Genomic DNA, 23,763 nt, shown 5'->3' on the forward strand with positions numbered 1-23,763 from the left:
CGCAGGAGCACCGTGGCAACTGGCCGAACTCACCGACCGGCGACCCGCAGCCGAGGAATCCCCGAGGCCACCGTCGCCCGGCTTCCGCTGTATCTGCGCGCGCTCACCGCACTGTCGGAGCGCTCCGTGCCCACGGTCTCGTCCGAGGAGCTCGCGGCCGCGGCGGGCGTCAACTCCGCGAAGCTCCGCAAGGACTTCAGCTACCTCGGCTCGTACGGCACCCGCGGTGTCGGCTACGACGTCGAGTACCTCGTCTACCAGATCTCCCGCGAGCTCGGCCTGACCCAGGACTGGCCCGTGGTGATCGTCGGTATCGGTAACCTCGGCGCCGCGCTCGCCGGCTACGGAGGCTTCGCCTCCCGTGGCTTCCGCGTGGCCGCGCTGATCGACGCCGACCCCGCCATGACCGGCAAGCCGGTGGCCGGGATCCCCGTCCAGCACAGCGACGACCTCGAGCGGATCATCGAGGAGGACGGCGTCTCCATCGGCGTCATCGCGACCCCGGCCGGCGTGGCCCAGCAGGTCTGCGACCGGCTCGTGGCCGCCGGCGTCACCTCCATCCTGAACTTCGCCCCGACGGTGCTGTCCGTGCCGGACGGCGTGGACGTGCGCAAGGTCGACCTCTCGATCGAGCTGCAGATCCTCGCCTTCCACGAGCAGCGCAAGGCCGGCGAGGAGGCGGGCGCCGAGTCCGCCGTCCTGCCCCCGGCCCCCGCGCCGTACCAGGCGCCCGAGACCGACGCCGCGTCCGCCTCCGGCGACGCGGCCGGCGGCAAGGGCGGCCGCAAGGGACCTGACGGGGACGTCCCCGCCGTGATGCCGGCATGAGTCTCCTCGTCGTCGGGCTGAGCCACCGCAGCGCCCCGGTCAGCGTCCTGGAACGGGCCGCGCTGTCCGCTGACACCCAGGTCAAGCTGCTGCACGACACCCTCGCCGCCGAACCGGCCGTCGAGGGCGCCGTCCTGGCCACCTGCAACCGCATCGAGCTCTACGCCGACGTGGACAAGTTCCACGCGGGCGTCGCCGAGCTGTCCACGCTGCTCGCCCAGCACAGCGGCGTCGGCCTGGAGGAGCTCACTCCGTATCTGTACGTGCACTACGAGGACCGGGCCGTCCACCACCTGTTCTCGGTGGCCTGCGGCCTGGACTCCATGGTCGTCGGCGAGGGCCAGATCCTCGGCCAGATCAAGGACGCCCTCGCGCTCGGCCAGGACCAGCACACCGCCGGCCGGCTCCTCAACGACCTGTTCCAGCAGGCGCTGCGGGTCGGCAAGCGGGCGCACAGCGAGACCGGGATCGACCGGGCCGGGCAGTCGCTCGTCACCTTCGGCCTGGAGCAGCTCGCCGACGGCGCCCCGGTGGACGCCTGGGCCGCGGGCAAGCGCGCCCTGGTGATCGGCGCCGGCTCGATGTCCTCGCTGGCCGCCGCCACGCTGGCGCGCGCCGGGGTCGCCGAGATCGTGATCGCCAACCGGACCATGGCCCGCGCCGAGCGGCTGGCGGAAATCCTCAGCGAGCCCGGCGGCACGGGCGTCGCGGCGCGCGCCGTGGAGATGGTTGCCGTCGGCGACGAACTGACACGTGCCGACGTCGTCGTCTCCTGCACCGGCGCCACCGGGCTCGTCCTGACCGGCGAGGCCGTCGAGACCGCGCTTCGGGGCCGTACGGCGCCGCTGGCGCTGCTCGACCTCGCGATGCCGCGCGACATCGACGCGGCCGTGCACCGCATGGACGGCGTCCGGCTCGTCGACATCGAGTCGCTCGCCGAGGCCTCGGCCGACGCGCCCATGGCGAGCGACGTCGACCAGGTGCGCGCGATCGTCTCCGACGAGGTCGCCGCCTTCGGCGCCGCGCAGCGCGCCGCCCACATCACGCCGACCGTGGTCGCCCTGCGCGCCATGGCCGCCGACGTGGTCGCCGGCGAGGTCGCCCGGCTCGAGGGCCGGCTGCCCGGCCTCGACGACAAGACCCGCGCCGAGATCACCCAGACCGTCCGCCGCGTGGTGGACAAGCTCCTGCACGCGCCGACCGTGCGGGTCAAGCAGCTCGCCGCCGAGCCCGGCGGCGCCGGGTACGCGGACGCGCTGCGGACCCTCTTCGACCTCGACCCGGAGACGGTCGCCTCCGTCTCCCGGGCCGACCTGAATGACGCCGACGTCAAGAACCGAGGGCGAGTATGACCGAGAGGGCACTGAGGCTCGGGACCAGGCGCAGCAAGCTCGCCATGGCCCAGTCCGGGCATGTGGCCGACGCGGTCCGGCAGCTGACCGGCCGACCCGTCGAGCTCGTGGAGATCACGACGTACGGGGACGTGTCCCGCGAGCACCTGGCGCAGATCGGCGGCACCGGCGTGTTCGTCGCCGCGCTGCGCGACGCGCTGCTCGCGGGCGAGGTCGACTTCGCGGTCCACTCGCTCAAGGACCTGCCGACCACCCAGCACCCCGAGCTGGCGCTGGCCGCGATCCCGAAGCGCGAGGACCCGCGCGACGTGCTGATCGCCCGCGACGGCCTGACGCTGGCGACGCTGCCCGACGGCGCGCGCGTGGGCACCGGCTCGCCGCGCCGGATGGCGCAGCTCAACGCCTTCGCGCGGTCCCACGGGCTGCGCGTCGAGACCGTGCCGATCCGCGGGAACATCGACACCCGCGTCGGATACGTGCACAAGGGCGAGCTGGACGCGGTGGTTCTCGCTGCGGCCGGCCTCAACCGCATCGGCGGGACCGAGGAGCTCACCGGCTCCCTGTCGCTCGACCTCCTGTCGCTCGACACGGTCCTGCCCGCCCCCGGCCAGGGGGCCCTGGCGATCGAGTGCGCGGCGTCCGCCGCGGAGCTCGTCGCCGCGCTCGGCGCGCTCGACGACCCGCACACCCGGGCCGCCGTGACCGCCGAGCGCGCCCTGCTCGCCGCCCTGGAGGCCGGCTGTTCCGCACCCGTGGGTGCGCTGGCCGACCTGCTGGCCGAGGATTCCGGCCGCGGGCAGATGTTCACCGAAATGCGCCTGCGGGGCGTCGTCGGCACCACCGACGGTTCCACGCTGGTGCAGCTGTCCACCACCGGTCCCGTACCCACGTCGATCGACGCGGCGACGGCCCTCGGGCGTGAACTCGCGCACGAGATGCTCGCCAAGGGTGCGGCCGGTCTGATGGGGGAGCGAGCACTTTGAGCCCCACCAGCCCCACTGCCAGCCACACGTCGCCCCTTCCGTTCGGACAGGGACACGTCACCTTCCTCGGCGCCGGCCCCGGTGATCCGGGACTGCTGACCCTCAGGGCCGTCGAGGCCCTGGCGGGAGCGGACGTCCTGATCGCCGAGCCGGACGTGCTCGAGGTCGTCCGCGGCCATGCGCGCGCGGGCGTGAGCACGCCTGAGCTGACGGTCGTTGACAGGGCGTCAACAACCGCCGATGTCCCCGTGTTGAGGGATGCAGCCAATCTTGTCATGGAGGCCGCACGGGGCGGCAAGCGGGTGGTCCGTGCGGTGACCGGCGACCCCGGCCTCGACGGGAACGCCGGCGCGGAGATGCTCGCCTGCGCCTCGGCGGGCATCCCCTTCGAGGTCGTCCCCGGCATCGCGACCGCGGTCGGCGTGCCGGCGTACGCGGGCGTCCCGCTGCGCGACGCGCAGGGCACGGACGTGCGCTTCGTCGACGCGCGCACCGCGGACGACCGCTGCTGGGCGGAGGTGGGCTCCTCCGACGGGACGGTCGTGGTCTCCACCTCCCTCGACGCGGTCGCCGCCGCGGCGGGCGAGCTGGTGGCGGCGGGCCGTAAGCCGGACACCCCGCTCACCGTGACCGTCGCGGGCACCACCACGCGCCAGCGGACCTGGACCGCGACGCTCGGCACCATCGCCCAGGTGTTCAAGCAGGGCAAGGTGCTGCCGTCCCCGGACGGGCACCAGCCCGTCATAGCCGTGGTCGGCGAGCGATGCGCGCCGGCGCAGCGGGACCAGCTCGCGTGGTTCGAGTCCAAGCCGCTGTTCGGCTGGAAGGTCCTCGTGCCGCGCACGAAGGAGCAGGCCGCCTCGCTCTCCGACCAGCTGCGCTCGTACGGCGCGGTGCCGCACGAGGTGCCGACCATCGCCGTGGAGCCGCCCCGGACGCCGCAGCAGATGGAGCGCGCGGTCAAGGGCCTGGTGACCGGCCGCTACGAGTGGATCGCCTTCACCTCGGTGAACGCGGTCAAGGCCGTGCGCGAGAAGTTCGAGGAGTACGGGCTCGACGCCCGCGCCTTCGCCGGGATCAAGGTCGCGGCGGTCGGCGAGCAGACCGCGAAGGCGCTGATCGACTTCGGCGTGAAGCCGGACCTGGTGCCCAGCGGCGAGCAGTCGGCGGCGGGCCTCCTGGAGGACTGGCCTCCGTACGACCCGGTCTTCGACCCGATCGACCGCGTCTTCCTGCCGCGGGCCGACATCGCGACCGAGACGCTGGTCGCCGGGCTGATCGAGCTGGGCTGGGAGGTCGACGACGTCACGGCCTACCGGACCGTGCGCGCGTCGCCGCCGCCGGCGGAGACCCGCGAGGCGATCAAGGGCGGCGGCTTCGACGCGGTGCTGTTCACCTCGTCGTCGACGGTGCGGAACCTCGTCGGCATCGCCGGCAAGCCGCACAACGTGACCGTCATCGCCTGCATCGGCCCGGCCACGGCGAAGACCGCCGAGGAGCACGGTCTGCGGGTCGACGTGCTCTCCCCTGAGCCGTCCGTCCACAAGCTGGCCGAGGCGCTCGCCGACTTCGGCGCGCGCCGCCGCGAGGCCGCCCTGGAGGCGGGCGACCCGGTGACGCGTCCGTCGGAGCGCCGCCCCGGCGCCCGTAGGCGCCGGACGACGTAGGCGCACACGCAGGACGTGGGGGCGCGGGACCGTACCGGTTCCGCGCCCCCACGCGCGTCCGGCGGCGGGTTTGCCCGGCATCGTGTCGGCAAAGGCACCCCCGACGCGGGCGTAGCCTCTGGCTATGAACTCGTACGGATCCTTCCCCGGGGCGCGCCCGCGGCGGCTGCGGACGACGCCCGCCCTGCGCCGGATGGTCGCCGAGACGCGGCTGCATCCCGCCGACCTGATCCTGCCCGCGTTCGTGCGGGAGGGGATCTCCGAGCCCACGCCCATCGCGGCCATGCCCGGCGTCGTGCAGCACTCCCGCGACACGCTGCGCAAGGCCGCCGTCGAGGCGGTCGAGGCCGGGGTCTCCGGGATCATGCTCTTCGGCGTGCCCGAGGACGACAAGAAGGACGCCGCCGGCACCGCGGGCACCGACCCCGACGGGATCCTCCAGGTCGCCATCCGCGACGTGAAGGCCGAGGTCGGCGACGACCTGGTCATCATGTCGGACCTGTGTCTCGACGAGTACACCGACCACGGCCACTGCGGCGTCCTCGACGCCTCCGGCCGGGTCGACAACGACGCCACGCTGGAACGTTACGCCGAGATGGCCCAGGTCCAGGCGGACGCCGGCGTCCACGTCGTGGGCCCCAGCGGCATGATGGACGGTCAGGTCGGCGTGGTCCGCGACGCCCTCGACACCATCGGCAAGGAGGACGTGGCGATCCTCGCCTACACCGCGAAGTACTCCTCCGCCTTCTACGGCCCCTTCCGCGAGGCCGTCGCCTCCTCGCTGCAGGGCGACCGCAAGACCTACCAGCAGGACCCGGCCAACGTGCGCGAGTCGATGCGCGAACTGGCGCTCGACCTGGAGGAGGGCGCCGACATGGTCATGGTCAAGCCGGCCGGCCCGTACCTCGACGTCCTCGCCAAGGTCGCCGCCGCCGTGGACGTGCCCGTAGCCGCGTACCAGATCAGCGGCGAGTACGCGATGGTCGAGGCCGCCGCCGAGAAGGGCTGGATCGACCGCGACAAGGCGATCATGGAGACCCTGACCGGTATCCGCCGCGCCGGCGCCCACATGATCCTCACGTACTGGGCCACCGAGGCCGCCCGGAAGCTCCGCGAGAACTGACCCCCGCGGGCCCTCCGATCGATTGGTGGGGAACGGCCGTCCGGCGCACTCTGGAGGGGTACCGCTGGAGGTGGTCCTCATGCAGACACTCGTCGGATGGCATGTCGAGATGGAGTTCCAGGAGGAAGGCGACCGGACGCGGTGCGCCGCGATGGTGCGGCTCGGGGACGGTACCGAGATCCGCGCCCACGGCACCGCGAACCGTCACCCCTCCGACCCCGAGCAGCTGCGGGTGGGCGAGGAGATCGCCGGAGCCCGCGCGATGATGGACCTCGCGTCGCAGCTGCTCCAGAAGGCCCACACCGAGATCGACGAGATGTCCGGGCGGACGTCCCACCCGATCCGGGGCTGAGCCGGAAAACGCGGAGGGCCCCGGCCCGGATCCGAGGATCCGGGCCGGGGCCCTCGCACATGCGCCGGGCGTCAGAGCCGCTCGGGCGTCCGGATGCCGAGCAGGGCCATGCCGCGCTGCAGGGTCCGTCCCGTCAGATCCACCAGGAAGAGGCGGTTCTCCTTCTGCTCCTGCGTCTCGGCGTGCCTGACCGAGCACTGGTCGTAGAACGTCGTCAGGTGCGAGGCCAGCTGGTACAGGTACGCGGCGAGCTTGTGCGGCGCGTACTCCGCCGCCACCTCGGCGAGCGTCTCGCCGAACTGGTCCAGGTGCAGGCCGAGGGCGCGTTCCGCCGGAGCCAGCTCCAGCTCCGGGTGGGCAACGGGGCCGGCGTCCGGGACGTTCCGCTTGATCGACTGGATCCGGGCGTACGCGTACTGCAGGTACACGGACGTGTCGCCGTTCAGCGAGACCATCTGGTCCAGGTCGAACTTGTAGTCCCGCACCGCCGACGTCGACAGGTCGGCGTACTTCACCGCGCCGATGCCCACGTACCGGCCGTTCTCCACGATCTCCTGCTCGGCCAGGCCCACCTTCCCGGCCTTCTCGCGCACCACGGCCGTGGCCCGGTCGATCGCCTCGTCCAGCAGGTCCTGCAGCCGGACGGTCTCGCCCTCACGGGTCTTGAACGGCTTGCCGTCCTTGCCGAGGACCGTGCCGAAGGCCAGCTGGTGCGCCTTGACCTCGTCGTTCAGCCAGCCGGCCCGGCGGGCCGTCTCGAAGACCATCTTGAAGTGCAGCGACTGCCGCGCGTCCACGACGTACAGCAGGGTCGACGCCTTCAGGTTCTGCACGCGGTCCCGGATCGCCGACAGGTCCGTGGCCGCGTAGCCGAAGCCGCCGTCCGACTTCTGCACGATCAGCGGGACCGGGTTGCCGTCCGGGCCCTTGATGTCGTCGAAGAACACGCACAGCGCGCCCTCGGAGCGGACGGCGACGCCCGACTCCTCCAGGATCCGGCAGGTCTCCTGCAGCATGTCGTTGTACCCGGACTCGCCGACGATGTCGGGGTCCTGGATGTCCATGTCGAGCTTCTCGAAGACCGAGTAGAAGTAGATCTTCGACTCGTCCACGAACCGCTGCCACAGGGCGAGGGTCTCCTCGTCGCCCGCCTGCAGGTCCACGACCCGCGCCCGCGCCCGGGTCTTGAACTCCTCGTCGGAGTCGAACAGCGCCCGCGAGGCCTTGTACAGCCGGTTCAGGTTGGACATGGCCTCGGCGCCGGAGGTCTCCGCGTCCGCGTCCTCGGACCGGTGGTCCAGCTCGTGCGGGTGCTCGATCAGGTACTGGATGAGCATGCCGAACTGGGTGCCCCAGTCGCCGATGTGGTGGCGCCGGACCACCTTCTCGCCGGTGAACTCCAGGATCTCGACCATCGCCGCGCCGATCACCGCGGACCGCAGGTGGCCGACGTGCATCTCCTTCGCCACGTTCGGCTGGGCGTAGTCGATCACCGTCGTGCCGGCGGCCTCGTTGAACGGCACGCCGAGCCGGTCGTCGGCGGCGCGCGCGGCCAGCGTGCGCACGATCGCCGCGTCGGAGACCGTGATGTTCAGGAAGCCGGGGCCGGAGACCTCGATCTCCTTCAGCACGTCGTTCTCCGGGATCGCCCCGACGACCTTCGTGGCCAGCTCGCGCGGGTTGCCCTTGAGCTGCTTGGCCAGCGCCAGGATGCCGTTGGCCTGGAAGTCCGCCCGGTCGCTTCGTCGCAGCAGCGGGTCGGCGGAACCGGCCTCCGGCAGGGCTGCCGAGAGGCCTTCCGCGAGGCGCTGCTGCACGGTCGAAGCGAGGGAAGGGACCGAGGCCATGAGCTTCCGTTCCTGTGATGGGAGTCTTACGGGCTATTTCGCTTGTGCAAGTGTCCCACGGGCGGGCAACGTGTTTTCTCCGCCTGTGGACGGAAGCCCGGCCTGTGGACAACCTCCGAGCGGCTCCCGCCGTCTGGGAGAATGACTCGTACAGGGCCGTCTGGCTCCGACGCAATCGAGGAAGAAGGACGAACCGACCGTGGCTCAGAGCAGCACCGAGACCGACTGGGTCTCCCGTTTCGCGGACGAGGTCATCGCCGAGTCGGAGCGACGTGCGCCTGGCAAACCGGTCGTCGTCGCGTCCGGTCTCTCCCCGTCCGGCCCGATCCACCTGGGCAACCTGCGCGAGGTCATGACCCCGCACCTGGTCGCCGACGAGATCCGCCGCCGCGGGCACGAGGTCCGGCACCTGATCTCCTGGGACGACTACGACCGCTACCGCAAGGTGCCGGGCGGCGTCGCGGGCGTCGACGAGTCCTGGGCGGAGCACATCGGCAAGCCGCTGACCTCGGTCCCGGCCCCGGCCGGCTCCCCGCACCCGAACTGGGCGGAGCACTTCAAGGCCGCCATGGTCGAGGCGCTGGCCGAGCTGGGCGTCGAGTACGACCCCATCAGCCAGACCGAGCAGTACACCTCCGGCGTGTACCGCGAGCAGATCCTGCACGCCATGCGGCACCGCGCCGACATCGACGCCATCCTCGACCAGTACCGGACGAAGAAGGCGCCGAAGAAGCAGTCGCAGAAGCCGGTCGACGAGGCGGAGCTGGAGGCCGCCGAGGGCTCCGGCGCGGCCGCCGAGGACGACGGCTCCGGCGGCGGCGCGGGCTACTTCCCGTACAAGCCGTACTGCGGCCGGTGCGAGAAGGACCTGACCACCGTCACCTCGTACGACGACGAGACCACCGCGCTCGCCTACACCTGCACCTCCTGCGGCTTCGCCGAGACGGTCGAGCTCAACGAGTTCAACCGCGGCAAGCTGGTGTGGAAGGTCGACTGGCCGATGCGCTGGGCCTACGAGGGCGTGATCTTCGAGCCCTCCGGCGTGGACCACTCCTCCCCCGGCTCGTCGTTCCAGGTCGGCGGCCAGATCGTCGGCATCTTCGACGGCGTCCAGCCGATCGGCCCGATGTACGCGTTCGTCGGCATCAGCGGCATGGCCAAGATGTCCTCGTCGCGCGGCGGCGTTCCCACGCCCGCCGACGCGCTGAAGATCATGGAGCCGCAGCTGCTGCGCTGGCTATACGCCCGCCGCAAGCCCAACCAGTCCTTCAAGATCGCCTTCGACCAGGAGATCCAGCGGCTCTACGACGAGTGGGACAAGCTGGAGGCCAAGGTCGCCGACGGCTCGGTGCTCCCCGCGGACGCGGCGGCGTACGCGCGGGCCGCCCGCACCGCCGCCGGCGAGCTGCCGCGCACCCCGCGCCCGCTGCCGTACCGCACGCTCGCCTCGGTCGTCGACATCACCGCGGGACACGACGAGCAGACGCTGCGGATCCTCGGCGAGCTCGACCCGGAGAACCCGGTCACCTCCCTCGACGAGGTCCGGCCCCGGCTCGACCGCGCCGAGAACTGGATCACCACCCAGGTTCCGGCCGACCAGCGCACCATCGTCCGCGACGAGCCCGACGCGGACCTGCTCGGCTCGCTCGACGACGAGGGCCGCGAGTCCCTCCGGCTCCTCCTGGAGGGCCTGGACAGCCACTGGTCGCTCGACGGGCTCACCACGCTCGTCTACGGCGTCCCGAAGGTGATGGCCGGTCTCGACCCCGAGGCCAAGCCGACGCCGGAGCTGAAGCTGGCCCAGCGCGCCTTCTTCGCCCTGCTCTACAAGCTCCTCGTGAGCCGCGAGACCGGCCCGCGTCTGCCGACGCTGCTGCTCGCGGTCGGCGCGGACCGGGTGCGCAAGCTGCTCGGCGCGTAGCACCGCGTACGCCGAAGGGCCGCCGTCCGGGAGACCGGGCGGCGGCCCTTCGGCATGCGTGCGAGTGCGGTGCGGATCGGGGGCCGCGGCGGCCGGGATCAGGGGATGTAGTTCTCCGACATCTCCTGCTCGATCCGGTGCCGGATGCGCGGGAGCAGCTCACGCAGCATCGAGGCGCTGCGCGGGTGATGGACCCCGTACATGTCGCTCAGCCGTATGTCGAGCTGCTCCACGGTCGGGAACGCCTGCTGCTCGTCGACGAAGTCCCACACGGCCTTGTACGCGGCCTCCGCGAACTCCTCCATGCCGGGCTCCTCGAACACCGGGGCGGCCTCCTCGCGCGGAGCGGGGATCACGACCTCCTCCGGGCCCTGCGGCACCGCCACCGGCGTCGGCTCCAGGCCGTCGTCGTACGTGGGGTCGTACCCGCCCTGGTACGCCTCCGGCGGGAGCTGCTGGGCGGAGAACCAGGGGCTGGTGTCCTCGGGGATCGCCGGCTGCTGCGGAACGCCCTGGTCGAGGGCCTCGACGGGGGCCTGCTGCTGGGGCTGGTGCTGCGGCTGGGGGGCCTGGGGCTGGAAGGGCGCCTGCGGCTGGGCCTGCACCGGCTGCGGCTGGGCCTGCCCCGGCTGGGCCTGTACCGGCTGCGGCTGGGCCTGCGCCGGCTGTGCCTGCTCCTGCGGCTGGGCCTGTACCGGCTGCGGCTGTGCCTGGGCGGGGGCCCGCTCCAGCTCCGGCGTCTGCGCCGCCGCCGGCACCGCGGCCACCGGCTGCGGCACCGCGGTCTGCTCCGCGGGCTTCGGCTGCGGAGGCAGCAGCACCGGCTCGATGCCCGCCGCCGCCAGCCCCGCCGCCGCGGTCTGCGACAGCGGCACGCCCAGATGCGCCAGCCGCAGCGGCATCAGCGCCTCCACCGGCGCCTTGCGCCGCCACAGCCGCCCGTACCGGGCCTGCAGCCGCGCCTGGTAGATCAGCCGGTCCTGCTCCAGCTTGATCACCTGTTCGTAGGAGCGCAGCTCCCACAGCTTCATCCGCCGCCACAGCCGGAAGGTCGGGATCGGGGAGAGCAGCCAGCGGGTCAGCCGCACGCCCTCCATGTGCTTGTCCGCCGTGATGTCGGCGATCCGGCCGATCGCGTGCCGGGCCGCCTCGACCGCCACCACGAACAGCACCGGGATCACCGCGTGCATGCCGACGCCCAGCGGGTCCGGCCAGGCGGCCGCGCCGTTGAACGCGATCGTCGCCGCGGTCAGCAGCCACGCCGTCTGCCGCAGCAGCGGGAACGGGATGCGGATCCAGGTCAGGAGCAGATCGAGGGCGAGCAGCACACAGATGCCCGCGTCGATGCCGATCGGGAAGAAGTAGGAGAAGGTGCCGAAGCCCTTCTGCACGGCGAGCTCGCGCACGGCGGCGTAAGAACCCGCGAAACCGATCCCGGCGATGATCACCGCGCCGGCGATCACGACACCGATGAGTATCCGGTGCGTGCGTGTCAGCTGCATCGCGGCCATCCCGCGATCCCCTCCCGTCCTACGTCAACTCGCGGGGCACAGCCTGGCACACGCGAACGGAGCCCGGCCCGCTGGGGAGGGCCGGACCCCGCCGGAAGACACGCCAAACCACGCGAAAAACGGGCCACTTGCCCGGCGTCCGGCGTGTTCGGGACCTACTTGTTCGCCGCGGCGACCGCCGCGACCGCGTCCTTGGTCGCCTTCACCGCGCCGTCCATCATCTTCTGGTCGTGCGGCGTCTCGGCGCCCGCGTAGCCGGCGCCGTTGTAGTTCAGGATGACCAGGACGTTGCCCGTGCGGGCGACGGTCGTGGCGTACACGAAGGTCTCGCCGGTCTTGCGCAGCGTGTACGCGACGGTCGTCGTCTGGTCGCCGACGCCCGAGGCCACCGAGTCGCGGACGTACTTCGCGCCCTCGGTCGCCTTCAGCTTGGCGATCTCCTTGGCCTGGGCCTCCTCGGCCCGCTTCTCGCCGGTGCCCAGGGCCTGCACGGACTCGTAGCGCAGGAAGGCGACGTCCAGCCAGCGGTACTGGGAGCCCTTCAGGCCCTTGTCGACCAGCCCGTTCCAGGAGCAGCCGCCGCGTGCGGAGGTGTCGGTCGACGCGGACGCCGTACCGGCCTTCGACTTGGCCTTCGGGACCAGCTCGTCGATCGTCTTGGCGGTGATCGCCTTGCACGGCTCCGGCAGCTTGGCGTACTTCCCGGGGGCGAGGGTCGGCGTCTGCTTCGGCGCGGCCTCCTTCGGCGTGCCGGCGGAGGACTGCGCGGCGCCCTTGTCCGGCGAACCGCCGTCGGAGTCCGAGGAGCAACCGGCGACGACGAGCATCACCGGGACGGCGGCGCAGGCGAGTATGCGGGTGAGTCGCGGAGCTGATCGGTGCATGGTTCCTTCAGTCGGTTCGCTGACGGGTCTGCCGACACGTTACGCGGCGGCGGAAGCGGTCGGGGGGCCCGCGGGCGGGCCGGTGGCGGGAGCGGGACGGGTCCGGCGGCCCGCTAGTCCTCCAGCCGGTCCGCCAGCTGACGGGCCAGACTCTGCGCCTTTTCCTGCAGTTCCTTGCTGTCGGGCAGCTCGGCGGCGGCGGTGACCTGCTCGGTGTACTCGACGGTCACGATCACGTTGGATGTGCGGAAGACCACGCTGACCGTGCGCTGGCGGGAGGCCGAGCCGGCTTCGGTGAGTACATCGTTGAGGAACGCGGCGTGACCGAGGCCCTCCAGGACGCGGGGTTCGAGTCCGGTGGCGGTGGCGCCGGGGGCGGCCGGGGCGCCGGCCGTGGTGGACGGGGAGGCCGTCGCCGTGGGGGAGGCCGGGGCGGCCGTCGCGGTCGGCACGGGCGTGGGAAGGGCGGCGGCGGTCTGCTTGCCGGAGTACACCTGCTGCGCGCGGTCGTCGTCGCTGACGGCGGGGTCGTAGGAGACGACGCGTTCGAGGTCGAGGGTGAGGGCGTGGGAGGTGTCGGGGCCGTCGGCCTTCCAGCTGCAGCCGACGCGGCGTCCGTTGTCGTACGTGAGGGCGGGGCGGCCGGCGTAGACCTTCTCGCGCTGCTCCTCGGGGAGCTCGGCGGCGCCGGGCAGCAGGTCCTTGAGCGTGGGCTGCTGGACGGAGCCGCAGGGCTCGAAGAGCGTGCTGTGGCGGCCGGGCGGCACGGAGCCGGGGGCGGCGGCGCCGGCCTTGGCGTCGGCGGCGATGCCGCCGGCGTCGGTCCCCGCGGAGCAGCCGGCGAGCCCGGCTCCGAGCGCGGTGACGACGGCGGCGGCGAGGGCGGCCGTGGTGAGGGTGGCGCGGGGGCGGGCGGGGCGCTCCGCGCGGCCGGGGTCGTACGCCTTTCGCTGCACGAGCGCAGGCTCCCTTCTCCCGTACTCCCGAAAACTGTTTGCCGCCCGGTTGGGGCCGGTGGACACAATGTCTATCGCACGCGCAGCCGTTGATGCCGGTCCGTTGTCACCTGTACGGGCCTTGATGCCGGTTTTTGCGTTATCTGCCATTCCGGGGGAATCGAGGAAGTATGTCGTACGTAGAGGTGCCGGGCGCGAAGGTGCCCATCCGGTTGTGGACGGATCCCTCCTCGGTGGAGGAAGGGGCCATGCGGCAGCTCCAGAACGTGTCGACGCTGCCGTGGATCAAGGGCCTGGCCGTGATGCCGGACGTGCATTACGGCAAGGGCGCGACGGTCGGCTCGGTGATCGCGATGCAGGGTGCGGTCTGTCCGGCGGCGGTCGGCGTGGACATCGGCTGCGGCATGTCCGCGGTCCGCACGTCCCTGACGGCGAACGACCTCCCCGGTGATCTCTCCCGTCTCCGTTCCAAGATCGAGCAGGCGATTCCGGTGGGCCGGGGGATGCACCGGGACCCGGTGGATCCGCGCCGGCTGCACGGCTACCCGACCTCGGGGTGGGACGACTTCTGGCAGCGGTTCGACGGGGTGGCGCAGTCGGTCCGATTCCGTCACGAGCGGGCCGAGAAGCAGATGGGAACGCTCGGAAGCGGAAACCACTTCGTCGAGTTCTGTCTCGACGAGACCGGCGCGGTCTGGCTGATGCTGCACTCCGGGTCGCGGAACATCGGCAAGGAGCTGGCCGAGTACCACATCGGCGAGGCGCAGAAGCTGCCGCACAACCAGGGACTGATCGACCGGGACCTGGCGGTGTTCGTCGCGGACACCCCGCAGATGGCGGCGTACCGGAACGACCTCTTCTGGGCGCAGGAGTACGCGAAGCACAACCGCTCGATCATGATGGCTCTGTTCCAGGACGTGGTCCGCCGGGAGTTCAAGAAGGCGAAGGTGACCTTCGACCCGGTGATCTCCTGCCACCACAACTACGTGGCGGAGGAGCGGTACGAGGGCATGGACCTGCTGGTCACCCGCAAGGGCGCGATCCGCGCGGGTTCCGGCGAGTACGGGATCATCCCGGGCTCGATGGGCACCGGCTCGTACATCGTGAAGGGCCTCGGCAACGAGGCGGCGTTCAACTCGGCCTCGCACGGCGCGGGCCGGCGGATGAGCCGCAGTGCGGCGAAGCGGCGCTTCTCGACGAAGGACCTGGAGCAGCAGACGCAGGGCGTCGAGTGCCGCAAGGACTCCGGCGTCGTCGACGAGATCCCGGGCGCCTACAAGCCGATCGAGAAGGTCATCGACCAGCAGCGGGACCTGGTGGAGGTCGTCGCGAAGCTGAAGCAGGTCATCTGCGTGAAGGGCTGAGACCGGCCGGAGCGCCGGTGCGACGCGGGGACCGCCCCTGGTGGGGCGGTCCTTCGGCGTTTCCGGGCCCGAAGGCTCAGAGCTCGCGGTGGATCTTCGTGTTCGACGCCTGGGCCCGGGGGCGGACGACCAGGAGGTCGATGTTGACGTGGGGCGGGCGGGTGACCGTCCAGGCGATGGTGTCGGCCACGTCGTCGGCGGTGAGGGGGTCGGCGACGCCGGCGTAGACCTTGGCGGCCTTCTCGCTGTCGCCGCGGAAGCGGGTGGTGGCGAACTCGTCGGTCTTCACCATGCCGGGGGCGATCTCGATGACGCGGACCGGGGTGCCGACGATCTCCAGTCGGAGGGTCTCGGCGAGGACGTGCTCCGCGTGCTTGGCGGCGACGTAGCCGCCGCCGCCCTCGTAGGTGCCGTGGCCGGCGGTGGAGGAGACCACGACCACGGTGCCGTCGCCACTGGCGGTGAGGGCGGGGAGCAGGGCCTGGGTGATGTTGAGGGTGCCGAGGACGTTGGTCTCGTACATCTGGCGCCAGTCCGCCGGGTCGCCGGTGGCGACCGGATCGGCGCCGAGCGCGCCGCCGGCGTTGTTGACCAGGACCGCGAGGCTGCGGAAGGCGGTGGCGAACTCGTCGACCGCCGCGCGGTCGGTGACGTCGAGCGCGTACGCCGTGGCCTGGTGCCCGGCCTCGACGAGCTCGGCGGCGAGGGCTTCGATGCGGTCCTTGCGGCGGGCGGTGAGGACCACGCGGTAGCCGGCCTCGGCGAGCCGGCGGGCGGTGGCGGCGCCGATGCCGCTGCTCGCTCCGGTGACGACGGCGATCCGGTTGCCGGGGGCGGTCATGCGGGGCTCCTCGTACGTGGGGGCGATGCCTCGTCAGGATAGACGCGCCGGACTGATCGGTAATCAGAAGATATCCACTGGAATCGGTATCTTCGGGGCATGAGTGTGTTGCGCAGAGCTGTGCCCGCTGTCGTGCTCGCCCTGGGGACGGTGCTCGGTGGGGGCGGCGGCGCTGTCGCCGTCGCGCCCGAGGCCGATGTCGCCCACCACGGTTACGTGACGCTCTGGCAGGGGCGCGTCGGCGTCGCGCTGCTGAGCGAGAACCATGGTCCTTCCTCCCTTCCGGGGTCGACGGTGCGGCTGGAGTTCTCCGCGCCGCCGGCGGCGGGCCAGGAGCTGCCGGCCGGCTGTCTGTGGGGCGGTGACCGGGTGGTGCTGTGCGGGACCGGCGCCCTGCGGGCCGCGGGCGCGGCCCACCGGCTGGACCTGGAGCTGCGGACCGCCGGTGAGCCGGAGGAGCTGACGGTCATGGTCGACACTGCCTGGAACGGCGGGGCCACCGACCGGAACCCGGGCAACCACCGGCACGAGGTGCTGGTGATCGCCACCGGCGACCCGTACGTCTTCTAGCCCTCCCAGTACACGTAGCCGTCGGGGCGGACCAGCATCGTCGTGCGCCGCGCGCGGTCGGCCCAGGTGGCCTTGGTGACCCGGCCGGGCGCCTGCGGCACGGCGGCCGGGGCGGCGTCGGCGCCCTGCGGGGTGATCAGGACGAAGTCGCCGTCGCGCAGGAGCTCGTAGAGCCGGCCGCGGTCGAGCGCCGCGTCGGGGGCGCGCCCGCCGCCGCGCCGGGCCGCGGGCCCGGTCCCGTACCCGATGCCGACCCCGGTGATCTGGCTCATCGCCTTGTCGGAGGCGGGCCGCAGCACGTTGAGCAGGCCCGCGGCCAGGGAGCGGGCGGCCCGCTGCGCGGGGGTGTGGGCCATGGCCAGGCGCAGGAGGGTGCCGCTGCTGCGCAGGACGGTCGCGGCGACGGGGTGCCGTTCGGCGTGGTAGCTGTCGAGCAGGCCCTCGGGGTCGGGGGCGTCGCCGCGCAGGACCGAGATCAGCTTCCAGGAGAGGTTGGCCGCGTCCTGCAGGCCGGTGTTCATGCCCTGGCCGCCGGCCGGGGAGTGGACGTGGGCGGCGTCGCCGGCGAGGAAGACCCGTCCGGTGCGGTACGCGGGGACCTGGCGCTCGTCGCTGTGGAAGCGGGAGATCCAGCGGGCGTCGTGCATGCCGTAGTCCGTGCCGAGCGCGAGGCGGGCGATCTCGCGGACCTCGTCGAGGTCGACGGGCTCGCTGTCGGCGACCTGGCGGCTGCGCTGCCAGCCCATGACCCGGTACCAGCCGTCGCCGAACGGGGCGATGAAGGCGAAGGCGTCCCCCACGCCGTTGACGGTCAGCAGGCCGTCCGGCTCCTGGGCGAGCCGCACGTCGGCGAGGACGATGGAGCGGATGACGGAGATGCCGGGGAAGGGCAGCCCGAGCGCGTCGCGGACGCCGCTGCGGTGGCCGTCGGCACCGACCAGGTACCGGGCGGTGAGCGTGAGCGGCGTGCCGTCGGGGCCGGTGAGCTCGGCGGTGACGCTCTCGGCGTCCTGTCGCAGTCCCCGCAGCTCGGTGGAGTGGCGGAACTCCACGCCGGCGGCCACGGCGCGACGCTCGAGCAGGTGCTCGACCTCGTACTGGGGGGTGATCAGGGCGTAGGGGTAGCGCGAGGCGAGCCGGCCGAGGTCGAGGGTGAGGCGGCTGAAGATCCGCAGGCCGGTGAGGCGGGTGCCGGTCCGGACGAGCTCGTCGGCGAGGCCGCGGGCGTCGAGGAGTTCGAGGGTGCGGGCGTGCACGGCGAAGGCGCGGGTCATGTTGCTGATGCCGTGCGGGCGGCGCTCGACGAGGGTCACGCGCTGTCCGGCGGCGGCGAGGTCGCCGGCGAGCAGGAGGCCGGTGGGGCCCGAGCCCACGACCAGGATGTCCGTGTCGGTCTTCGTGTGCTGCACGACTGCCTCCCCGGTGCGGCCGGTTCGTGACCGGCGCGATGTCGGTTTGCCAACAGGTGTTGGTCAACGCTTGTTGGCAATGATGGCGCGGCCACAGTGGCGTGTCAACACCTGTTGGCCTACAGTCGTTGGCATGATGACCGCACCACGCCGCTCCGATGCCACCCGCGCCGCGATCCTGGTGGCCGCCCGCGAGCGTTTCGCCGCCGACGGCTACGAGCGCGCCACCATCCGGGCCATCGCCCGGGACGCCGGGATCGACCCGTCGATGGTGATGCGCTACTTCGGGAACAAGGAGGGGCTGTTCGCCGCCGCCACCGAGTTCGACCTGCGGCTGCCCGACGTCGGCGCCGTGCCGGCGCGGCACATCGGCGCCGTGCTCGTCTCCCACTTCGTGGACCGCTGGGAGCGGGACGAGGTGCTCACCGGGCTGCTGCGCGCGGGCGTCACCAACGAGACCGGCGCCGAGCGCATGCACACGATCTTCAAGGAGCAGCTGGGCCCGTTCGTGGCCGGTGTCTGCCCCGACCCGTCCCAGATCCCCACCCGCGCGGCGCTCGTCGCCTCGCAGATCCTGGGCATGGCGCTCGCCCGCTACGTGCTGCGGCTGCCGCCGGCGGTCGCCATGTCCCGGGAGGAGATCGTGGCCTGGCTCGGCCCGACCGTGCAGCGGTACCTCACCGACCCGTCGGCGGTCGGCTAGAACCCGCCCGCAGGTCCCTTCTCCGTACACTTTCTGCATGCCGCAGCAGAATTCCGCCCGGCGCGGTGCGCTCATGAACGAGCTGTACGACGAGTCGCGCCGCTACATGGCCGCGTACGCGCTCTTCAACCAGGCCGTCGCCGACCATCTGCGGCTGCACCCCACGGACGTGCAGTGCCTCAACCTGCTGAGTCTGGAGACCGAGCCGGTCACCATCGGCCGGGTCGCCGAGCTGACCGGCCTCACCACCGGCTCCGCCACCCGGCTCGTCGACCGCCTGGAGCGGGCCGGGTACGTCGCCCGCCGGCGCGACGCCGAGGACCGCCGCCGGGTGCTGGTCGCGCCCGTGCCCGAGCGGATGGCGGAACTCGGCGCCTTCTGGCAGCGCCTCAACGGCGCCTGGACCCGCATGTTCGACGACTACACCAACGCCGAGGTGGCGCTGCTCATCGCGCACATGAAACGGACCGTGGAACTCAGCGCGACACAGGTCGAGCGCCTGCGCCACGGCAGCGTCGACGACGCGCCCACGGGCTAGCGGCCGGGCGCGAGGCCGGCCGGGCCGGGCCGGGCTGGGCCGGGCCGGGCCGGGCTGGGCCGGGCCGGCGGGTTGCGCTGCGAGGGCAGCAGCGAGGTCAGGCCGCGGCTCCGCCGAACTCTCGCATCGCCTCCGAGACGATCGCGTCCAGGCGGGCGTGGTGGGCGCCCCGCCAGTACACGCGCTCGCAGTCGGTGCACTGGGCGAACACGTCGTACGTGCGCTCCGTGCCCTGCTCCAGCTGGCCGCGCACCGTGTCCTTGTCCGCCTCGGCCAGCACCCCGTTGCACGCCGTGCACCGGGACCACGGGGCGAGCGGGGGAGCGAACCGCTCCAGGACGTCCCGCAGCTGCTCGTCGGGCCGGTCGCTGTAGATGTACGCCCCCGCCCACAGCTCGCGCCGACGCAGCAGGCCCCGGTCCCGCGACAGCATCACGCGCCGCTCCTTCGCGGAGAGCGCGGCCAGCGCCGGGTCGCCGAGGTCCTCGCTCTCGTACGCGGCGTCCACGCCGAGCAGCCGCAACCGCCGCGCCAGCGTGCCCAGATGGACGTCCAGCAGGAAACGCAGGGGCGCGCCCGGCACCTGCTGCGGGCGGACCACGCCCTCCACCTCGACGCTCTCGCCTGCGGCCGGGATGTGCCCGGTGCCGACCGGGCGCCCGTCCACCAGCAGCCGCCCCGCCTCGGTGAGCGGCACGCCCAGCGACTCGACGACATGGCCCAGCGTGGACACGCCGTCGGTGGCCACCGCCGTCCGGCCCGAGCGGCGCTCGGCGCCGACGAACAGCCGCAGTTCGGGGGCGAAGCTGATGAAGATCTCCGGTCCGTTCACGGGGACAGGATGTCACCGGGGCGGCGGGGGCGGCCAGGGATTTCGGGCCTCCCGTCAGGCGGGCGCGAAGGCCGCCGCGTGGTCCGTCGCCCACGTGGTGAACGTGCGCGCCGGGTGGCCGGTCAGCTCCTCGACGGTGCCGGTCGTCGTGACCGGCGCCCCGTCGTGGTCCGCCCAGTACCGCAGCAGCGCGTCGGCGAACCGGCCCGGTATGTACGGGGCGACCGCGGCCCGCCACTCGGCGGGGGTCTGCGCGCGGGTCTCTATCCGACGGCCGGTCACGTGGGCGAGTGTCGCGAGCTGTTCGGCGAACGTCAGCGACTGCGGTCCGGTCAGGAGGTACGAGGAGCCGCGCAGCTTCGGCTCGGTGAGTACCGCGAACGCCGCCTCGGCGACGTCGCGTTCGTGGATCGGGTCGGTGTGCGCGCCGGGGTACGGCAGCTCCACCACGCCCGTCCCCCGGATCGCCGGGATCCAGCCGAGAGCGTTCGTCGCGAACGCGCCCGGCTGCAGATGCGTCGCCTCGAACGAGCCGTCCGCGGCGGCGGCCTCCAGCGCGCGCTCCACCGCGAGATGCGAGGCGGCGATCGGGCTGTCGGCGGCGTCCGGGGCCAGGACCGCGCTGGAGGAGAGGAGCACCACGTGCTCCACCCCGGCGGCCCGGGCGCGGGCGGTGAAGGCGTCGATGTGCGAGGGCTCGGCGTACAGGAACACCGCGTCGACGCCGGCGAGCGCGCCGTCGAACGAGTCCGGCTCCGCGAGATCGCAGTGCACGGCCTCGACGCCGGGCGGTGGCGACAGGTCGCCGGGTTTCTTCGAGGCGGCCCGCGCCTCGATCCCGGCGTCGTGGAGCAGAGCGAGGAGGGCGGTGGCGACGCGGCCGCGGGCGCCGGTGACGAGGACGGACATGGGGCTCCTTCTGGTCTGGGTCGTCCGGTGAATCTTTCGCGGAGAAGAATCTGTGTGGCGCAGATAATTCTTCGCGAAGGGACTCTGCCCGTCAAACGGATTGACCAAACCGGCCGGCGTCTCGGTGCGGTCTCGGTGCGCCTCAGTGCTTCGTTCTGCGCGTCAGGTGTGCCACGACGTCGTCGAACGCCTCTTCCTCTGCCGGCGTCAGCGGGACCGACTCCTGCGGGTGCCAGACCCGGTCCAGCAGCGGCCGCGCGGTGCCGGCGCGGCGTCGCCGGGCCGCCGTCACGGCCGCCCAGGCCGCGGCGGAGGCGGCGGCCAGCAGGCCCAGAACGCCGAGGGGGCGCAGTGCGCCGCGGGGGGTGCGAGGTGCGCGGGGGCCGGGGCTGAGGCCAGGATCGTCGGGCATGAGGGGCTCCGGGGGTCACGAGGGGGAGTCCCGGGTGGGTGGGATTCCGTGGTTCCTCCCTACTCGGCCAGTTAACACCCGAACGGGTGGTTTGCGGCAGGGGGTGCAGGCCGGTCCCCGCCCTCTTGTGCGGGGCGTGGCGCCGTCTCAAGGTGGCGGGTAGCGGATTTCCGGCCGGGAGGGAGAGCGGCGGCATGGGTGCGGACGCGCAGGGGCAGGGGTGGGAGTTCGGCGACGACCGGGGCGTGGTCTTACGGCCGGCCCGCCGGCCGCGGCGGGTCGCGGCGTACGTACGGGCCGGGGCGGCGCTGCTCGACCTCGGCGTCGTACCGGTGGCGGTGTACGGCTCCGGGCACGACGGCGAGGGGCTCGACCCCGTCAAGGCGGGCGGGCTGGCGGCGGCCGGGGTTCCATACCTCGGGCCCGGGCGGTTGCTCACGGCCGAGGCGGACGGGGTGCTGGGCGCGTTGCGGCCGGACCTCGTGGTGGACGTGACGTACGACGGGAAGAGCCCGTACGCGATCGACGAGGCGGTCGTGGACGGGCTCGGGGTGCCGCTGGTCGCGTTGTCGGTGGGCAGTGAGGCGGCGCTGGCGCGGATCCTGGAGCGGTTCGGGGGGTTGGCGGAGGCGTTGGGGGCCGTGTCGGGGGTGCACGGGGGTGGTGGCGCCTCTTTGGGCAGCGCCGAGGCCGCCGTGCGGGAGGCCGTGGCCGTAGCCGACGGCGGGCCCGGGGTGCTCGCGTTGTCGGGGGCCGGGGCGGAGCAGGTGCACCTGGCGCGGCCGCAGGCCTGGCCGGAGCTGGTGCGGCTGCGGGAGCTCGGGGTGCGGTTCGTCGAGCCGGGGGCCGGGCCGGGGACGGGGTGGCTCACCACGGACTGGGGGCGGGCGGCGGAGCTGGGGGCGGGTGTGCTGCTGGTCGACAGCAGGGGGAACGCGGCGCGGGTGGGAGGGGCTTCCGGCGTCGTGGCGGGCCGCTGCTGCCGGTGCGCGGGTCGTGGCGTGGAATCCGGAGACGCCGCCGAGTGCGGGGGCGTTCGCGCGGTTCTTCCGGGAGGTCGCCGCGGGGCTCGCGTGAACGGTGCGCGGTGCGCGGTGCGCGGTGCGCCGGGCGGCCGTGCGCCGGGCGGCTGTGCGCCGGGGCGGCTGTGCGCCGGGCGGCTGTGCGCCGGGCGGTCGTGCGCCGGGGGCGGTGCCGTGGGTGCGCGCCGTGTGCGGGGCGCTGGTCGTGGTGGGTGCCGTGGGGGACGTTCCGGTCGCGTTCAGGGACTGCATGATTTACGGCGCGTGCGGGTCTCTGCGGTTCTGGGCGTGTCTCCTGCGCCACGAATCACGCTCTACGTCCCTACCGCGACCCCCTCCACGTCCCCCACTCCCGTCCGCGGCCGGGTGCGGGCCGCCCCTCGCTCCCGTCCGCGGCTCGTCCCTCAGTCCGTCCGTGGGTGGGTGCGGGCTGTCCCCGCCGGCCCTGCCCCCCGGCCGTCCTCAGGCCAAGCTTTCCGCGCGTTGGCGGCGGGTGCGGAGGGAGGTGGCGAAGTCTTCCGCCTTCGCCAGGCCGGCGCGGAGTTCCTCCATGCGGGTCTCCGCCGCCTCCTCGTAGCGGCGGACGCGGGCGATCAGGCGGTGGCGTTCCGCGGCGGGGAAGTCCGGGTCGGACTCCGCCGCCTCCAGGCGGTCCACGGCGTTGAGCAGGTCGCGGGTCTCGTCGAGGCTGAAGCCCAGGGGCCTCATCCTGCGGATGACCATGAGGCGGGCCACGTCGGCGTCCGTGTAGAGCGGGAAGCCGCCCTGCGAGCGCGCGGACGGGACGACGAGCCCGGCGTCCTCGTACGAGCGGATGGTGCGCAGCGGCAGTTCCGTGCGCGCCGCGACCTCGCCGATCTGCAGGTGTTCTCCGGACACGGGGTTCGTCCTCTCCGTCGGATCACCGGTCAGTTTAGGGGTGTTTGTCCCAATTTCCGGTGATACTCGGAGCGGCGGTTCTTAAGGCCACACCAGGCAGTACGGCTGGTGGCCCGCCTCGTGGAGGCGTACGGAGAAGTCCTGCCATTCGTGGAGCAGCTGGTAGACGTTGAACGCGTCGCGCGGGCCGCCGCGGTCCGGGACCGTGGACCAGATGAAGGCCGCCGCGCCGACGGACTCCTCGCCGATGCCGCGCAGCGGGTCGACGACGGTCGTGGGCAGCTTCACGACGGCGTAGTCGGGGTGCAGGACCACAAGCTCCAGTGGCGGGACCTTGTGCAGGGGCATGCCCTGGATGCCCGTCAGCACCATCGCGGCTATGGTCTCCGGCTTGATCTTGGTGAACATGCCGCCCATGCCGAGCTCGTCCCCGCCGAGTTCCTCGGGGCGCATCGAGATCGGGACGCGGGCCGCCGTCGCCCCGTCGGGCGCGCCGAAGTACTTGTAGGTCACCCCCAAGCGGCCGCTCCTGTTCGCCGTCGGCTCGTCCGTCTCCCGTCGGCGCCGGTGCCTCCCCCGCCGGGCAGGCTCGGGACCCAGGTCGTCGGTCCCCTCACCCAGTCCGCCACCGCGATGCATATCTCCACCCGACTGCCTTTAGCAGGCAACACGACCCCGCCGCGCAACCCGATCATCGTGCCAGTGACCTCCCCCACCCGCGTGCGGTGAAACACCTGTTCCGCAAGAACGTCCGGGCCTCTGACACCATGGTTTCCGTGAGCCATCCCTATGACGTCCCAGTTTCGCAGACGCGGCGCGCGGACGCCCCGGGGTAATTCGGGGAGCATTCCGGATGACTC

22 protein-coding genes are annotated in these 23,763 nt (G+C 72.7%); 11 read left to right on the plus strand and 11 right to left on the minus strand.

Features of this window, described 5'->3' with window-relative positions:
- The first annotated feature begins 12 nt into the window (after positions 1-12).
- From ACNJ93_RS18065 to ACNJ93_RS18090, 6 genes are all read left to right on the plus strand, one after another.
- A complete protein-coding gene (locus ACNJ93_RS18065) occupies positions 13-828 on the plus strand; it encodes a redox-sensing transcriptional repressor Rex (RefSeq protein WP_418958434.1) in 816 nt (271 codons plus the stop codon).
- Positions 825-2,180, plus strand: a complete 1,356-nt coding sequence (locus ACNJ93_RS18070; protein ID WP_418958435.1) for a glutamyl-tRNA reductase — start codon at positions 825-827, stop codon at positions 2,178-2,180. Before ACNJ93_RS18065 ends, ACNJ93_RS18070 begins: the two co-directional genes overlap by 4 nt.
- Positions 2,177-3,163, plus strand: a complete 987-nt coding sequence (gene hemC, locus ACNJ93_RS18075; RefSeq protein ID WP_418958436.1) for a hydroxymethylbilane synthase — start codon at positions 2,177-2,179, stop codon at positions 3,161-3,163. The genes ACNJ93_RS18070 and hemC overlap by 4 nt, the downstream gene beginning before the upstream one ends.
- Complete coding sequence (locus tag ACNJ93_RS18080) at positions 3,160-4,830, plus strand: uroporphyrinogen-III synthase (RefSeq protein WP_418958437.1); 1,671 nt, start codon at positions 3,160-3,162, stop codon at positions 4,828-4,830. Before hemC ends, ACNJ93_RS18080 begins: the two co-directional genes overlap by 4 nt.
- Positions 4,831-4,954: 124 nt before the next feature.
- Entirely contained in the window at positions 4,955-5,953 is a 999-nt protein-coding gene (gene hemB, locus ACNJ93_RS18085; protein ID WP_418958438.1) for a porphobilinogen synthase, read from the plus strand.
- A gap of 79 nt (positions 5,954-6,032) precedes the next feature.
- On the plus strand, positions 6,033-6,305 hold the full coding sequence (locus ACNJ93_RS18090; protein ID WP_418958439.1) for a DUF1876 domain-containing protein: 273 nt from the start codon (positions 6,033-6,035) through the stop codon (positions 6,303-6,305).
- Between the two features lie 71 nt (positions 6,306-6,376).
- On the opposite strand, the gene argS is transcribed toward ACNJ93_RS18090, so the two are convergent.
- Positions 6,377-8,152 (minus strand): arginine--tRNA ligase, encoded by a 1,776-nt coding sequence (argS, locus tag ACNJ93_RS18095; RefSeq protein WP_418958440.1) that lies wholly within the window; start codon positions 8,150-8,152, stop codon positions 6,377-6,379.
- 199 nt (positions 8,153-8,351) lie between these two features.
- Between argS and lysS the strand changes: the two genes are divergently transcribed.
- The gene (lysS, locus tag ACNJ93_RS18100; RefSeq protein WP_418958441.1) at positions 8,352-10,073 is read left to right on the plus strand and encodes a lysine--tRNA ligase; all 1,722 of its coding nucleotides are present in this window, start codon (positions 8,352-8,354) and stop codon (positions 10,071-10,073) included.
- 98 nt (positions 10,074-10,171) lie between these two features.
- Here the strand turns inward: lysS and ACNJ93_RS18105 are convergent, their stop codons facing one another.
- From ACNJ93_RS18105 to ACNJ93_RS18115, 3 genes are all read right to left on the minus strand, one after another.
- On the minus strand, positions 10,172-11,584 hold the full coding sequence (locus tag ACNJ93_RS18105) for a DUF2637 domain-containing protein (protein WP_418958442.1): 1,413 nt from the start codon (positions 11,582-11,584) through the stop codon (positions 10,172-10,174).
- 155 nt (positions 11,585-11,739) lie between these two features.
- Entirely contained in the window at positions 11,740-12,468 is a 729-nt protein-coding gene (locus ACNJ93_RS18110) for a DUF3558 family protein (protein ID WP_418958443.1), read from the minus strand.
- Between the two features lie 113 nt (positions 12,469-12,581).
- On the minus strand, positions 12,582-13,424 hold the full coding sequence (locus tag ACNJ93_RS18115) for a DUF3558 domain-containing protein (protein ID WP_418958444.1): 843 nt from the start codon (positions 13,422-13,424) through the stop codon (positions 12,582-12,584).
- Positions 13,425-13,594: 170 nt separating this feature from the next.
- Here ACNJ93_RS18115 and ACNJ93_RS18120 point away from each other — a divergent pair, with 170 nt between their 5' ends.
- Complete coding sequence (locus ACNJ93_RS18120) at positions 13,595-14,788, plus strand: RtcB family protein (RefSeq protein ID WP_418958445.1); 1,194 nt, start codon at positions 13,595-13,597, stop codon at positions 14,786-14,788.
- Between the two features lie 76 nt (positions 14,789-14,864).
- Here ACNJ93_RS18120 and ACNJ93_RS18125 read toward each other — a convergent pair whose 3' ends face one another.
- The gene (locus tag ACNJ93_RS18125; protein WP_418958446.1) at positions 14,865-15,629 is read right to left on the minus strand and encodes an SDR family NAD(P)-dependent oxidoreductase; all 765 of its coding nucleotides are present in this window, start codon (positions 15,627-15,629) and stop codon (positions 14,865-14,867) included.
- 99 nt (positions 15,630-15,728) lie between these two features.
- On the opposite strand from ACNJ93_RS18125, the gene ACNJ93_RS18130 reads away from it, so the two are divergent.
- The gene (locus ACNJ93_RS18130; RefSeq protein ID WP_418958447.1) at positions 15,729-16,199 is read left to right on the plus strand and encodes a hypothetical protein; all 471 of its coding nucleotides are present in this window, start codon (positions 15,729-15,731) and stop codon (positions 16,197-16,199) included.
- On the opposite strand, the gene ACNJ93_RS18135 is transcribed toward ACNJ93_RS18130, so the two are convergent.
- Entirely contained in the window at positions 16,196-17,608 is a 1,413-nt protein-coding gene (locus tag ACNJ93_RS18135) for an FAD-dependent monooxygenase (protein WP_418958448.1), read from the minus strand. The two genes, ACNJ93_RS18130 and ACNJ93_RS18135, sit on opposite strands and share 4 nt — an antisense overlap.
- A 136-nt stretch (positions 17,609-17,744) precedes the next feature.
- Between ACNJ93_RS18135 and ACNJ93_RS18140 the strand changes: the two genes are divergently transcribed.
- Both ACNJ93_RS18140 and ACNJ93_RS18145 read left to right on the plus strand, forming a co-directional pair.
- Positions 17,745-18,311 carry a TetR family transcriptional regulator gene (locus ACNJ93_RS18140; RefSeq protein ID WP_418961450.1) on the plus strand — a complete coding sequence of 189 codons (567 nt, stop codon included), beginning with the start codon at positions 17,745-17,747 and terminating at the stop codon, positions 18,309-18,311.
- Positions 18,312-18,348: 37 nt separating this feature from the next.
- Positions 18,349-18,849, plus strand: a complete 501-nt coding sequence (locus ACNJ93_RS18145; RefSeq protein ID WP_418958449.1) for a MarR family winged helix-turn-helix transcriptional regulator — start codon at positions 18,349-18,351, stop codon at positions 18,847-18,849.
- Positions 18,850-18,946: 97 nt separating this feature from the next.
- Here the strand turns inward: ACNJ93_RS18145 and ACNJ93_RS18150 are convergent, their stop codons facing one another.
- The 5 genes from ACNJ93_RS18150 to ACNJ93_RS18170 form a co-directional block, all read right to left on the minus strand.
- The gene (locus ACNJ93_RS18150) at positions 18,947-19,681 is read right to left on the minus strand and encodes a Mut7-C RNAse domain-containing protein (protein ID WP_418958450.1); all 735 of its coding nucleotides are present in this window, start codon (positions 19,679-19,681) and stop codon (positions 18,947-18,949) included.
- A gap of 54 nt (positions 19,682-19,735) precedes the next feature.
- Positions 19,736-20,590, minus strand: a complete 855-nt coding sequence (locus ACNJ93_RS18155) for an NAD(P)H-binding protein (protein ID WP_418958451.1) — start codon at positions 20,588-20,590, stop codon at positions 19,736-19,738.
- A gap of 142 nt (positions 20,591-20,732) precedes the next feature.
- Positions 20,733-21,002 (minus strand): hypothetical protein, encoded by a 270-nt coding sequence (locus ACNJ93_RS18160; RefSeq protein ID WP_418958452.1) that lies wholly within the window; start codon positions 21,000-21,002, stop codon positions 20,733-20,735.
- Positions 21,003-22,486: 1,484 nt separating this feature from the next.
- Positions 22,487-22,903: a MerR family transcriptional regulator gene (locus tag ACNJ93_RS18165; protein WP_418958453.1), complete on the minus strand. Its 417-nt coding sequence runs from the start codon at positions 22,901-22,903 to the stop codon at positions 22,487-22,489.
- Between the two features lie 81 nt (positions 22,904-22,984).
- Positions 22,985-23,542 (minus strand): hypothetical protein, encoded by a 558-nt coding sequence (locus ACNJ93_RS18170; protein ID WP_418958454.1) that lies wholly within the window; start codon positions 23,540-23,542, stop codon positions 22,985-22,987.
- Between the last annotated feature and the right edge of the window lie 221 nt (positions 23,543-23,763).

The organism is Streptomyces tritici (genome assembly GCF_048500665.1).
Taxonomy (GTDB): Bacteria; Actinomycetota; Actinomycetes; order Streptomycetales; family Streptomycetaceae; genus Streptomyces; species Streptomyces tritici.